Source organism: Curtobacterium sp. MCBD17_028, from assembly GCF_003234875.1.
GTDB lineage: Bacteria > Actinomycetota > Actinomycetes > Actinomycetales > Microbacteriaceae > Curtobacterium.
Map to the genome: position 1 here is coordinate 1 of NZ_QKTQ01000010.1, position 12,845 is coordinate 12,845.

General features: G+C 74.1%; 14 protein-coding genes. 7 read left to right on the top strand and 7 right to left on the bottom strand.

Going from position 1 to position 12,845, the window contains the following annotated elements; genetic code table 11:
- Positions 1-15: 15 nt before the first annotated feature.
- The 4 genes from DEI86_RS16725 to glp are packed head-to-tail and all read right to left on the bottom strand — an operon-like array spanning position 16 to position 2,904.
- Positions 16-552, bottom strand: a complete 537-nt coding sequence (locus DEI86_RS16725; RefSeq protein ID WP_309146560.1) for a molybdenum cofactor biosynthesis protein MoaE — start codon at positions 550-552, stop codon at positions 16-18.
- Complete coding sequence (locus tag DEI86_RS16730; protein WP_258376534.1) at positions 549-1,166, bottom strand: molybdenum cofactor biosynthesis protein B; 618 nt, start codon at positions 1,164-1,166, stop codon at positions 549-551. Before DEI86_RS16730 ends, DEI86_RS16725 begins: the two co-directional genes overlap by 4 nt.
- Positions 1,163-1,636, bottom strand: coding sequence for a cyclic pyranopterin monophosphate synthase MoaC (gene moaC, locus DEI86_RS11895; protein ID WP_111010923.1), 474 nt, complete (start codon positions 1,634-1,636; stop codon positions 1,163-1,165). The genes DEI86_RS16730 and moaC overlap by 4 nt, the downstream gene beginning before the upstream one ends.
- The gene (gene glp / locus DEI86_RS11900; RefSeq protein ID WP_111049637.1) at positions 1,633-2,904 is read right to left on the bottom strand and encodes a gephyrin-like molybdotransferase Glp; all 1,272 of its coding nucleotides are present in this window, start codon (positions 2,902-2,904) and stop codon (positions 1,633-1,635) included. Before glp ends, moaC begins: the two co-directional genes overlap by 4 nt.
- A 114-nt stretch (positions 2,905-3,018) precedes the next feature.
- On the opposite strand from glp, the gene DEI86_RS11905 reads away from it, so the two are divergent.
- Genes DEI86_RS11905 through DEI86_RS11925 form a run of 5 tightly spaced genes read left to right on the top strand, consistent with a single transcriptional unit; the run spans position 3,019 to position 7,370 of the window.
- On the top strand, positions 3,019-3,960 hold the full coding sequence (locus tag DEI86_RS11905) for an MTAP family purine nucleoside phosphorylase (RefSeq protein WP_111049638.1): 942 nt from the start codon (positions 3,019-3,021) through the stop codon (positions 3,958-3,960).
- A complete protein-coding gene (locus tag DEI86_RS11910) occupies positions 3,957-5,204 on the top strand; it encodes an NAD(P)-dependent oxidoreductase (protein WP_111013982.1) in 1,248 nt (415 codons plus the stop codon). Before DEI86_RS11905 ends, DEI86_RS11910 begins: the two co-directional genes overlap by 4 nt.
- Before the next feature lie 5 nt (positions 5,205-5,209).
- Positions 5,210-5,998 (top strand): glycosyltransferase family 2 protein, encoded by a 789-nt coding sequence (locus tag DEI86_RS11915; protein WP_309146561.1) that lies wholly within the window; start codon positions 5,210-5,212, stop codon positions 5,996-5,998.
- Positions 5,995-6,669, top strand: a complete 675-nt coding sequence (locus DEI86_RS11920; protein WP_111049639.1) for a DUF2064 domain-containing protein — start codon at positions 5,995-5,997, stop codon at positions 6,667-6,669. Before DEI86_RS11915 ends, DEI86_RS11920 begins: the two co-directional genes overlap by 4 nt.
- On the top strand, positions 6,666-7,370 hold the full coding sequence (locus DEI86_RS11925) for a bifunctional 2-polyprenyl-6-hydroxyphenol methylase/3-demethylubiquinol 3-O-methyltransferase UbiG (protein WP_258376535.1): 705 nt from the start codon (positions 6,666-6,668) through the stop codon (positions 7,368-7,370). Before DEI86_RS11920 ends, DEI86_RS11925 begins: the two co-directional genes overlap by 4 nt.
- Before the next feature lie 103 nt (positions 7,371-7,473).
- Here DEI86_RS11925 and DEI86_RS11930 read toward each other — a convergent pair whose 3' ends face one another.
- Positions 7,474-7,980 carry a hypothetical protein gene (locus tag DEI86_RS11930; RefSeq protein WP_111049640.1) on the bottom strand — a complete coding sequence of 169 codons (507 nt, stop codon included), beginning with the start codon at positions 7,978-7,980 and terminating at the stop codon, positions 7,474-7,476.
- Positions 7,977-9,374, bottom strand: a complete 1,398-nt coding sequence (locus DEI86_RS11935) for a molybdopterin-dependent oxidoreductase (RefSeq protein WP_111049673.1) — start codon at positions 9,372-9,374, stop codon at positions 7,977-7,979. Before DEI86_RS11935 ends, DEI86_RS11930 begins: the two co-directional genes overlap by 4 nt.
- Positions 9,375-9,460: 86 nt before the next feature.
- On the opposite strand from DEI86_RS11935, the gene DEI86_RS11940 reads away from it, so the two are divergent.
- Positions 9,461-10,954: a glycosyltransferase family 87 protein gene (locus tag DEI86_RS11940; protein WP_111049641.1), complete on the top strand. Its 1,494-nt coding sequence runs from the start codon at positions 9,461-9,463 to the stop codon at positions 10,952-10,954.
- Between the two features lie 2 nt (positions 10,955-10,956).
- On the opposite strand, the gene DEI86_RS16315 is transcribed toward DEI86_RS11940, so the two are convergent.
- Positions 10,957-11,394, bottom strand: a complete 438-nt coding sequence (locus tag DEI86_RS16315) for a hypothetical protein (protein ID WP_146244914.1) — start codon at positions 11,392-11,394, stop codon at positions 10,957-10,959.
- Between DEI86_RS16315 and DEI86_RS11945 the strand changes: the two genes are divergently transcribed.
- The gene (locus tag DEI86_RS11945) at positions 11,369-12,811 is read left to right on the top strand and encodes a GH25 family lysozyme (RefSeq protein ID WP_220038173.1); all 1,443 of its coding nucleotides are present in this window, start codon (positions 11,369-11,371) and stop codon (positions 12,809-12,811) included. The two genes, DEI86_RS16315 and DEI86_RS11945, sit on opposite strands and share 26 nt — an antisense overlap.
- Positions 12,812-12,845 lie beyond the last annotated feature (34 nt).

Below are 12,845 nucleotides of genomic sequence, written 5' to 3' on the forward strand. Positions count from 1 at the left end.
TATAAGAGACAGGGGCTACAGCGCCGCAACCCACTCGTCCGTCCCGTCGGTGAACCGCTGGTGCTTCCAGATCGGCACCTCGTCCTTGACCCGGTCGACGAGCGCGGAGCACGCCGCGAAGGCCTCGGCCCGATGCGGTGACGCCACGACGGCCGCGAGCGCGACGTCCCCGACGACGAGGTCCCCGACCCGGTGCAGGACCCCGATCCGGACACCGGGGTGCTCCCCTGCGATCGCCCCGGCAACCCCCGCGATGACGGCCGCGGCCGTGGGGTGCGCCTCGTACCCGAGCGCGTGCACGCCCTTGCCGCCGTCGTGGTCGCGCACGACCCCGGCGAAGGTCACGACCGCACCGTCGGCGTCGGTGGGGACCACGGCCTCCAGCTCGGCGACGCTGATCGCGCGGTCGACGACGTCGGCGCGCACGACGGCGTCGGCGCGCACGACGGCGTCGGGGAGGCCCGGCTCGCCCCCGCCACCGGACCCGGCTCGGTCAGCACCATCGACGGGGAGGCCCGGGGCCGCGTGCGCCCCGCCGCGCTCGTCGCTCACGACGCACCTCCGGCACCGCGGGGCGCGTGTCCCTCGCCGGCGACCTGGTCGAGCAGGTGGTCGAGCACGCCGTCGATGACGTCGAAGCCGTCGCGGACACCCCCGCGCGACCCGGGCAGCGTGACGACGAAGGTCCCGCCCGCGGCGAGGCCGGCCACACCGCGGGTGAGCAGGGCGCGGGTCGATGCCTGGGCCCCGCGCCGACGGAGCTCCTCGATGATCCCGGGGATCTCGAGGTCGATGAACGGCGCGACGGCCTCGGGCGTGCGGTCGGTCGGGGTGACACCGGTGCCACCCGTGAGCACGACGATCCTGGCGCCGCCGGCGAGTTCGGCCGCGACGATGTCGGCGATCGGGCCGCCGTCGGCCACGATGACAGCGCTCTCGACACTGAACCCGCGCTGCCGCATCCAGTCGCAGATCACGGGGCCGGTGGTGTCGAGGGACTCGTCCGCGGCGGCCTGGGTGGACACGACGACGACGGCACCGCGGCCGCGACCGGCGGACGATGCCCCGGCCCCGGACCCGGCTCCGGCCGCAGCCCCGGTCCCGAACTCGGCCCCGGCGGCGTTCGCCGGCGTCGGTGCCCCGGTCGCCGACACGTCCCCGCTCACGACGCGCTCCAGTCGCCCGAGCGGCCGCCGTGCTTCTCGAGCACCCGGACGTCCGTGACGACGGCGCTGCGGTCGACGGCCTTGACCATGTCGTAGACGGTCAGGGCCCCGACGCTCGCGCCGGTGAGGGCCTCCATCTCGACGCCGGTGCGGGCGGTGGTCCGGACGGCGACGGTGACGACGACCCGGTCGTCCTGCCCCGTGACCTCGACCTCGACGCCGCTGATCGGCAGCGGGTGGCAGAGCGGGATGAGGTCGCTCGTGCGCTTGACGGCCATGATCGCCGCGATGCGGGCGGTGCCGACGACCTCGCCCTTCGGGAGCGTGCCGTCGAGGATGCGGGCGACGACGTCCGGTCGGGTGACGAGCGTCGCCGTGGCCGTGGCGGACCGGGTCGTGACGTCCTTCCCCGAGACATCGACCATGTGCGCCGAGCCGTCGGGGCGGACGTGGGAGAGCGCGTCGGTCATCGGATCCTCCAGGTGGTCAGGACGTCGCCCGGCGACACGGTGTCCGTGTCGACGGGGACGTGCACGAGGTGCGTCGCCTCGGCGAGGTGCGCGAGCAGGTGGGAGCTCGGTCCGCCGACGAAGCGGATCGTGCCGTCCTCCACCCTGCCCCGTCGGATCTGGTGTTTCCCGGACGGTGACGCGGCGGCCTCCCCGGCGGGGAACGACTCGGCCGGACGGTCGGGCAGGCCGGCGTGGCGGGCGAACACGGGGCGCAGGAACACCTCGAACGACACGAGGGCCGACACGGGGTTGCCGGGGAACGCGACGACGGGGACCGCCCGGTCGCCGAAGGGCACGGTGCCGAACGCCTGCGGCCCGCCGGGCTGCATGGCGACCCCGGTCACGGTGAGACCGGCGGGCTCCAGGGCCTCGCGCACGACCTCGAACGCACCCATGCTGATCCCGCCCGTGGTGACGACGAGGTCGGCCCAGTCGCCGACGGCCGCGGTCACCGCGACCCGGAACCGGTCGACGTCGTCGGGCACCCGGACCGCGCGGGTCTCCGCGCCCACCTCGGCGAGCGCGGCGCGGAGCGCGGCACCGTTCGCGTCGCCGATGGTCGCGCCCGCCACGCCGCCGCGGTCGGCACCGGCACCGCCGGCACCATCGGGCGGTGCGACCTCCGAGCCCGTCGACACGACGAGGACGCGTGGTCGCCGGACGAGCGTCACCCGCTCGACCCCTGCGGCGCCGAGCAGACCGAGCAGGGCGGGCGAGCACGCCGCCCCGGCGGTCGCGAGCACCCCGCCGACCGGGAGGTCCGACCCCCGTCGCCGCACGAACGTCCCGACCGCGGGTGGCTCGGCGATGGTCACGGTCGGCAGGTCGAGCGCGGCGGGGAACCGGCCGGGCGGGACCGCCTCGACCGGCACGACGACGTCGGCACCCGCGGGGACGGCCGCCCCGGTCATGATCGGCGCGGCCGTGCCGGGCGCGAGCGGCGGCGGGGCGGCGCCGGCGGCGATCGGGGCCACCACGCGGAGGGGGACGCCGGCGTCGGTGGCGCGGAGCGCGAACCCGTCCATCTGACTGTTGTCGAACGGCGGCAGGTCGATCGGCGCGGTGATGCCGACGGCGAGGACGCGGGCGGCGTGCCCGGCGAGGGGCTCCGCGGCGAGGTCGTCGACGAGCCGGTCCTCCCGGCCGCCCGGCGCCACGGCGAGTGCCGCGAGCACGGGGGCGACGAGGTCCGCGATCGCGAGCCGGTGGTCCTCGATGGTGCGCATCGTGCTCCTCGTCGTCCGGATCGTCCGGGCTGCTGGAGACATGCCTAACGTCAGCCGAACGTCTGCCGATAGCGTAACCGGGACCTCGCTCTGCCCCCGGAAGGACGCCACCACGTGGACAGCTCCACCCCGCTCGACGATCCCCACGCCGACTCTGCAAGCACACCGACCGACGCCGTGCCCATCGGCGTGATCGGCGGGTCCGGCCTGTACTCGCTGTTCGCCGAGGGCACGGCGACCGAGATCGAGGTCGACACCCCCTACGGGCGCCCCTCGAGTCCGATCACCGTCGGCACCATGGCGGGGCGCCGGGTCGCGTTCCTCACCCGGCACGGGCGGGAGCACTCGGTGCCGCCGCACCGGATCGAGTACCGGGCGAACGTCTGGGCGCTGCGGTCCCTCGGCGTGCGCGCGATCGTGTCGAGCTCGGCCGTGGGCGGTCTGCACCCCGAGTACCCGCCGGGGACCTTCGTCGTGACGGACCAGGTCATCGACCGGACGTGGGGGCGGCAGGACACGTTCTTCGACGAGGGCGGTGTCCAGCACCTGTCGTTCGCCGACCCGTTCGACCCCGTGCTGCGGCGCATCGCGGTGCGGGCGCTGACCGATCTCGGCGTGCCGCTGCAGCCGACCGGCACCTGTGTCGTCATCCAGGGCCCGCGGTTCTCGACCCGCGCCGAGTCCGTCTGGATGCGCGAGGCGGGCGGTCACACCATCAACATGACGATGTCACCCGAGGTGCAGCTCGCCGCCGAGCTCGGCATCGGGACCGTGAACCTGTCGTTCGTGACGGACGCCGACGCCGGGCTCGCGCCGGCCGAGGACGCACCGGCCGCCGACGCACCGGCCGCCGACGCAGGGGCCGACGCGGCGCCGGCCGACGACACCGGCGCCGTGACGCACCACCTCGTCATGGAGCGCCTCGCCGCGGCGAACGCGGTCATCGTCCACGCGATCGAGGCGATCGTCGGCGCGGTGCCCGACGACCACACCCCGCGCGAACTCGTGCCGGCCGAGGCGTCCGCGTCGGTCATGGCGCGGGCGGTCCGGGCATGACGGACGGCACCACGGCCTCCCGGCCGCACGGCGAGCACCTGCTCGTGACCGGCGGCGCGGGCTTCATCGGCTCGGAGATCGTGCGGCGCGCCGTCGCCGCGGGGTACACGGTGCGCGTGCTCGACTCGTTCCGCCCGGACGTCCACGGCGATCCGACGGGCCTGGTCGAGGAACTCGACGCGCTCGGGGTCGAGGTCGTCCGCGGGGACGTGCGCGACGCCGACGCGGTGGACGCCGCACTCGTGGGCATCGACGTCGTGTGCCACCAGGCCGCCAAGGTGGGGCTCGGCGTGGACTTCCAGGACGCCCCGGACTACGTGTCGAGCAACGACGTCGGGACGGCGTCCGTCCTCGCCGCGATGGACCGCGCGGGCGTCGACCGGTTCGTCGTCGCGAGCTCGATGGTCGTCTACGGCGAGGGCGCCTACCGGACCTCCTCGGGGGACCCGGCGCGCCCGCCCGCACGCCGCCGCGAGGACCTCGACGCCGGCCGCTTCGAGCCCATCGGGCCGGACGGACACCCGCTCGTGCCGGAGCTCATCGACGAGTCGGCCGCCCTCGACCCCCGGAACGTGTACGCGCAGACGAAGGCGGCGCAGGAGCACCTGGCGTCGTCGTGGGCACGGGCCACCGGTGGCCGGGCGATCGCCCTGCGGTACCACAACGTCTACGGTCCGGGCATGCCCGCGAACACGCCGTACGCCGGCGTCGCATCGCTCTTCCGGTCCGCGATCGCCCGGGGCGAGGCACCCCGTGTGTTCGAGGACGGCGGCCAGCGCCGCGACTTCGTGCACGTCGCCGACGTCGCGGACGCGAACATCGCCGCCATCGCCGCCACGCGCACCGCGTCGCCGGACAGCTTCGCGGCCTACAACGTCGGCTCCGGCCACGTCCACACGATCGGTGACATGGCCGCCGCGATCGCCGGTCCGGACGGGCCCCAGCCGGTCGTCACCGGGGAGTACCGGCTCGGCGACGTCCGGCACGTCACGGCGTCGTCGGCCCGCATCGCGCGGGAACTCGGCTGGTCGGCGCAGGTCGAGTTCGTCGCCGGGATGCGCGAGTTCGCCTCGGCGCCACTCCGGGCCGCGGTTCCGAGGGACACCACCCCGAGCACGACGGACGCCGCCACGGTGTCGACGGAGGCCTCCGCGGTTCCGACGGACGCCACCGCGGGCACGAGCGAGGACGATCAGGGCGGCTCGGAGGAGCCTCCCATCGATCTCCCGGCCCGCACCGAATGACCGGCATGACCGTCGACGTCGTCCTCCCCTGCCTCGACGAGGCCGAGGCGCTGCCCAGCGTCCTCACCCGCCTGCCCGATGGATACCGCGCGATCGTGGTGGACAACGGCTCGACCGACGGGTCCGCCGAGGTCGCCCGCGCGCACGGGGCGCTCGTCGTCACGGAGCCCCGACGCGGGTTCGGGTCGGCCTGCGCCGCCGGGGTCGCCGCCGCCACCGCCGACGTCATCGCGTTCTGCGACGCCGACGCCTCGATGGACCCGATGGACCTCGTCCCGCTCGTCGCACGGGTCACCGAGGGCCGCACGGACCTGGCTCTCGGCCGGCGACGTCCGACCGGGTCCGGCGCCTGGGCCCCGCACGCCCGGTTCGCGAACGTCGTCCTCGCCCGGCTCATGCGCGGTGCCACCGGGTACCGCCTGCACGACCTCGGCCCGATGCGGGCGATGTACCGCGAGGGTCTCGTCGCCCTCGACCTCCAGGACCGGCGGAGCGGCTACCCGCTCGAGATGGTCCTCGCCGCGCACCGCGCCGGATGGCGCGTCGACGAGTCGGACATCGGGTACGCGCAGCGCATCGGCGACAGCAAGGTCACGGGCACCCTGCGCGGCACCGTCAACGCCATCCGCGACATGTCACGGCTCCTCCGCCGGTACCGACGGGAGGACCGGCTCGACCCCGCCCGACCGACCCACCTCGACGACGGGACCGCTGCGCGGACCGCTGCCGCGCCTCCCGACCGGTCAACGGGCGTCCAGTCGGCGGGAGCGGACGCGACGGAGGTGCGCGCGTGACGACCGTGGTGCTCATCTGCAAGGAGTGCGTGCCCGGCCGTGTGAAGACGCGGCTCTCGCCTGCGCTCTCGCCGGTCGAGGCGGCCCGGGTCGCCGCGGCGAGCCTCGACGACACGATCGCCGCCGTGCTCGCCATGCCCGCCGAGCGACGGGTGCTCCTGTTCGACGGCGAGCACGTCCCCGCCGCCACGGCGTCCTTCGACGTCCTGCACCAGGTGCGGGGCGACCTCGACGAGCGACTCGCGGCCATGTTCGACACCGTGGAGGGTCCCACCCTGCTCGTCGGCATGGACACGCCGCAGCTCACTCCGACGCACGTCGCCCCCGTGTTCGTCCGCGGCACCGACGGCCAGGAGGGCGCTGACCACGACGCGTGGTTCGGACCGGCCGCGGACGGCGGGTTCTGGGGCCTGTGGCTCCGCGAGCCGCGCGGCGACCTGGTCCGCGGCGTCCCGATGTCCCGCGACGACACCGGCGCGGTGCAGCTCGACCGGCTCCGCGCCGCCGGGCTGCGCGTCGGTCTGCTCGACGAGCTCCTCGACGTCGACACGATCGCCGACGCCGAGACCGTTGCCACGCTCGCGCCCGAGTCCCGGTTCGCGGCGGCGCTCGCCGCGGTGCGCGAGGACGACCCGGACGCCGGACGCGACCTCGAGGAGGCACGGCGATGACCACCGACACGATGCTCACCACCGGCGGCAGCCACGGAGGCGACGACCGCGACGCCGCGTTCGGCGCCGGCGGCGACGAGCCGTACGCGCAGGCCCTCGCGACCGACGGCCACATCCGGCTCCGCGACCCCGACCGCCCGGGACACGACGTGACGTTCGACGTCGGCCGCTGGAACGCTCCCGCCGACGAGGTGGACCTGTCCCTGCTCGAGGTCGTCGACGGTCCGCTCATCGACATCGGTTGCGGCCCCGGGCGGATGCTCGTCGCGGCGGGCCGGTTCGGGATCCCCGCACTCGGGGTCGACGTCTCCCCGGCTGCGGTCTCGATCGCCCAGCACGCCGGCGGCCGCGCGATCCAGGGTTCCGTGTTCGACCCCGTGCCCGGCGAGGGCCACTGGGACACCGCGCTCGTGATCGACGGCAACATCGGGATCGGCGGGGACCCCGCGGCGTTGCTCGAGCGGTGCCGGGCGATCGTGCGCCCCGGCGGTCGGATCATCGTCGAGACGAACGCCGACCCGGACGCCGACCGCACCTACGACGCCCGCGTGGTGGACGCCGACGGCCGGACGAGCGCGGAGTTCCCCTGGGCCGAGGTCGGGCAGCGTGCGCTCCGCCGCGACGCCCGCGTCGCCGGGCTCACGGAGTCGCAGCGCTGGACGGTCGCCGGTCGGTCGTTCTGCGAACTCCGCCGCCCCTGATCGACTGCACCGCCCCCTTCCGTCCCCTTCCGTCCCCTTCCGCGAGATCGCAGTCGTTGCCGTTCTGGAGGTGCCCAGAGCAGCAACGACTGCGATCTCGCGGTCAGGGGAGGCCGGGGCCGGCCGGGCCCGAAGGGCCGGAGGCACCGGCAGGGCCGACGCGGCGGCGCCGGGCGCCGCGGAGGCCCACCGCGACCGCGCCGACCGCCACGACCCCGAGCACGACCTCGGCGAGCACGAGCCGGAGGGTGTAGTCGAACGGCACCACGGTCGGGTTCTTCTCGTGGTGCGTCGCCTGGATCTCGGGCAGCACCACGAGGGCGAGCACCGCACCGATGACGACCGCGACCTGCACGACGACGAGCGTCCACCCGGGCAGACGTCGCCCTGCCTTCCGCAGCAGCACCCCGACCAGCACGACGAACGGCGAGAGCACCCCGTCATGGAGCACCACGGCGCCGATGAGCCACCACAGGAGCCCGACCGCCTTGTGCGGCCGCTCGACGGACCCGAGGGTCCAGGCGCCGAACGCGAGGACCGCCACCCCGACGAGCACGAGCACGAGCCGGGCGATCCAGACGCCCCGAGCGGTGGTGGGTGCGGTGCTCACGAGGTCACCTCGATGCTCGAGAGCCACTTCGTCTGGAGCACCCCGGGCCGACCGGGCGCGATGATCCGTGCCGGGTAGCCGTGGTCGAGCGGGAGGTCCGCGCCGTTGACCTCGAGCGCGACGAGCGTCGTCGGATCGGCCGTGTACTCCGCGCCCATCTCCATCACGCGGTACCCGCCGTGTCGCTCGAGGCTCGTGACCCGCAACGTGCTCGCCGCGGGGGCACCGACGGCGTGGACGAGGTCCCGGATGCGGACGCCGCGCCAGGTCGCCATCTGGCTCCATCCCTCGACGCAGGCGATCGGCAGCTCGACCGTGACGAGGTCCATGGCCCGCAGGTCCGCCCGCGAGAAGCGCTTGCGGACGCCGTTCGCGGACACCGTGAGCCCCCAGTCCCCCGCGCGGGCGGTCTCGGTCACCCCGGCGGCGTGGGCGGTGCGGTTCACGGGCAGGTCGGCCGGGCCGAGCCCACGCTGCCGCGGCGCGAAGAGGGTGAACGGCTCGCCCAGGCGGGAGGACTGCCCGACCGTGAGGACGACGACCGCGGCCACCGCGCCACCGACGGCGGTGAAGAACCCGCGGCGCGCCAGGCGCTGCCGGCGTCCGTCCTGCGATGCGGCCGGAGGCTGGTCGCCGTCACCCGCGCGGCCTCGCGGACCTCCGGGGTCCGCGTCGATCCACCGGAGGAGTCGGCCCGTGACCCCGCGGGTCGGCGCGGCGGACGACTGCCGGGCCTCCCGGCCTGAGCCCGCGCGAGCCGGGGCGACACCGTCGCCCGCGCGAGCCGGCGCGGCACCGTCGCCCGCGGGCACCGGGTCCGGCACGAGCTCGCTGCGCACGGCGGGGTCGACGACGAACCGGCCCTCGGCGTCGTAGGAGTCCCGCGCACGCCAGTACCGGACGATGAGCGGGAGCTTCGCGCCGATGTGGATCGCGAGCGAGCCGATGAGCACGTACGACAGCGCGTAGTGCGTCTGCCGGAACGAGAACGGCCACGGGTACCACTGGTACGTGTTGACGAGTCCGGTGAGCACCTGGACGACCGCCGCCGACACGAAGACCGTGATGGAGGCCCGTTCCAGCAGGTGCAGCGGCCCACGGAGCGGGGGGTCCTGGACGAGCGCTGGCATGACCGTGTTCAGCTTGGCGAACAGGAGCGGGATGATCGCGATGCCGGTCGTGATGTGGAGGCCCTGCGTGAACTGGTAGAGCCGGGCCGGCTCCGTGGGGAACGTCATCCAGGGCAGCGGGTCCTGCAGGAAGTGGCTCCACAGTCCGGTCGCGAAGCACACGAGGAACGCGATGCCGAGCAGGCGCCCGAGCACGACCGCGGACCGGGCGTTGCGGTTCGGCGACGCCAGGCCACGGCGGAGGTCACGGAGCAGCCGACGCACGGCGTTCATCCTGGCAGCCCGACGACGCCGCTCGCCGTGGAACCGCCGGATGTGCGGCGTTCGGGTCCCACTACGCTCGACGGACCATGCCCCGAGCCCCGCGCCGCACGAGCAGTCAGCGTCCCACCCGCCTCGGCGCCGCGCTCGCCACCCTCCCGGCCGCGGTCACCGTGCTGGTGCTCGCGGGCGTCATCGCCTGGGGCATCACGCATCTGGGGTTCCTCGTTCCCGGTCATCGCACTCCATTCGTCACGTGGACCTGCATCGCTTGGGCGGTCTTCGTGCTCGGTGTCCTGCTGCTCCGCGCGGTGCCGCGGCGCGCGGTGGCCGCGGTCGTCCTGGGCGGCGCCGTGGTCGTCGGGGTCGCGGCGTTGGCCGGGCCGCCGGACACGAGCTCGGACAGCGCGCGGTACGCGTGGGACGGCATCGTGCAGCTGCACGGTCTGTCGCCCTACGCGCACACGCCGTCGTCCCACGTGCTCGCGGGCATCCGGCCGGACTGGCTCTTCGGGCACCCGACCCCGCACGTGGTGCAGAGCCCGACCGGCCCCACGTACTGCCCGGGGGACCGCATCCAGACCGCCCACGACACCGCCACGGACGCGCGCCTCTGCACGCCGATCAACCGGCCCTCGGTACCGACGATCTACCCGCCCATGGCCGAGCTCTGGTTCGCCCTGGTCCGCAGCCTGGTGCCCGTGACGGCGACGTACTGGCCGATGCAGGTCGCGGGCCTCGCCGTGTCGCTCGGGGTCACGGTCGGCCTGCTCCTCGTGCTGCGGCGCGCCCGCGCCGACCTCCGCTGGGCGGCCCTGTGGGCGTGGTGCCCGCTGGTCGCGTCCGAGGCGGTGACGAACTCGCACGTCGACGTCCTCGGCGCCGCGCTCGTCACGGTCGGCGCGGTGCTCGTCGCGTTCGGCCGTCCGGTGTGGGGCGGGATCGCGCTCGGTGCGGCGACGAGCACGAAGCTCATCCCCGCGATCGCGTACCCGGCCCTCCTCGGACGCCGCCGCTCGTGGTGGGCGCTGCTCGTCGGGGTCGCGGTGTTCGCGGTGCTGTACGTGCCGTACGTGGCGACCACGGGCCTCCGCGTGCTCGGCTACCTGCCCGGGTACCTGTCCGAGGAGGGCTACGACGACGGCTCCCGGTTCGCCCTCGTGTCGCTGGTCGCCCACGGGAACGCGGCGATCGTCGTCGTCGGCGTGGTCGTGCTCCTGACAGCGGTCGTCGCCTGGCGCGTCGCCGATCCCGCCCGGCCGTGGAGCGGCGAGGTGCTCGTGATCGGGGTGACCCTGCTCGCCGTGAGCCCCCGCTACCCCTGGTACGCGCTGCTCCTCGTGCCGTTCGTCGTGCTGTCCGGGCGGTGGGAGTGGCTCGCGGTCGGACTCGCGATCACGGTCCGGCAACTGCACCCGTCGGTCGACACGTTCCGGTGGACCCTCGCGGCGGCGGCGGCGCTCGTGCTCGTCGGAACGCTGGTGCGGACACCGCGTTCGGACTGGGTACGCTGGCGCGCCCGTTTGTCCCCCGAACGCCACGCCCCCGTTCCGGGGGGTTCGGATCCGGACCGGCTCGTTTAGGCTCATCCGGACCGTTGGGGCGGCAGAGGGAACCGCCCATGATCAGGGAGTTCCGACTTGCGACCCAGCAAATTCTCAGGGGTGGTCGCTGCCGCGGCAGCCTGCACGGCCGTCGTCCTCGGCGGCCCGCTGCTGACCGTCACCAGTGCAGCGGCAGCCACCAGCACGGCCACCACGAGCACCAGCGCCACCACCACGACCAACACCGCGGGCACGGCGGCGACGGCGTCCGCCTCGGCGACGGCCGCCGTGCCGGCGACGCCGTCCGCGAGCGCGTCGGCGTCGCCGAGCGCCGCCGCGACCGCCGGCGCCACCGCCTCCGCCAGCGCCACGGCGCCCGCGAGCGCCGACGGGTCGGCCACGGGTGAGGGTGACCCGTCGCTCGCCGAGATGAACGCCGCGGGCAACCACACGATGGGCTCGACGATCGCGGCGAACACCGGCGCGAACGTGTCCGGCGGCCTCATGCACGCGAACGCGGCGAACTCGTCAGCGGTCCCGGGCACCGACGGGTTCGACATCAGCGCGTGGCAGACGAACAGCAGCATCAACTGGTCGTCCGCCTACAACAAGGGTGCGCGGTTCGTGTACATCAAGGCGTCCGAGTCGACCTCGTACACGAGCAGCCAGTTCGCGTCGCAGTGGACCAGCGCCACGAACGCCGGACTCATCCGCGGGGCGTACCACTTCGCGGTTCCGAACAAGTCGAGCGGCGCGACGCAGGCCACCTACTTCGCGGCGCACGGCGGCGGCTGGAGCGCGGACGGCCGGACGCTGCCCCCGCTGCTCGACATCGAGTACGACCCGTACACCGGCACCGACGGCACGAACACCTGCTACGGCCTGAGCGCCTCGGCGATGGTGTCGTGGATCCGGGACTTCTCGAACACGATCAAGGCGAAGACCGGCGTCCTGCCGGCGATCTACTCGACCACCGACTGGTGGAAGACGTGCACGGGCAACAGCGCGGCGTTCAGCGGCAGCCCGCTGTTCATCGCCCGCTACCCGAGCAGCCTGTCGTCCGGGGCGGGGACGCTCCCCGCGAGCTGGACGAAGTACGCCATGTGGCAGTACGCCGACGCCGGGGTGTTCGCCGGCGACCAGGACGTCTACAACGGCACGCTCGCCCAGCTGCGGCAGTTCGCGACCGGTGGCGGCGGTTCCGCGCCGGCGATCCCGGCCGTGACCACGGTCGGCAGCTCCCTCAGCGCGGGCGCGCAGTTGAACAGTGGGCAGGGCATCACGTCGGCGAACAAGCAGTACACGCTGAACATGCAGGCCGACGGCAACCTGGTCGTCTACGGCATGAACCGCGCGCTGTGGTCGAGCGGCACGAGCGGCAAGCCCGGGGCCTACCTGAAGATGCAGGCGGACGGCAACCTCGTCGTGTACCTGGGCAGCAAGGCGATCTGGGAGAGCCACACCTCGAACAAGCCGGCGAACAAGCTCACCATGGAGGACAACGGGGACCTGCGGCTCGAGAACGGCAGCACGCTGTACTGGCACACGGGCCGCAACGGCCGCGACACGATGACGCCGACCTCGACGCTCACCGCCGGCCAGTACCTGCTGTCCCAGAACGGCAAGAAGCAGTTCATCGTGCAGGCGGACGGTAACGTCGTGGTCTACAGCAGCGGCAAGGCGACCTGGGCGTCCCAGACGTCGAAGAAGGGCGGCACCACGCTGACCCTGCAGGCCGACCAGAACACGGTGCTCTACAACAGCGCCGGGTCCGCGCTGTGGTCGACGAAGTCGAGCAAGTCCGGCGCGACGCGACTGGTGATGCAGGACGACGGCAACCTCGTGCTCTACAAGGGCACGAAGGCGGTCTGGGAGTCCCACACGTCCGGACGCTGACACGCTGACCCGCTCCGGCCCACCTGGTCGGGCG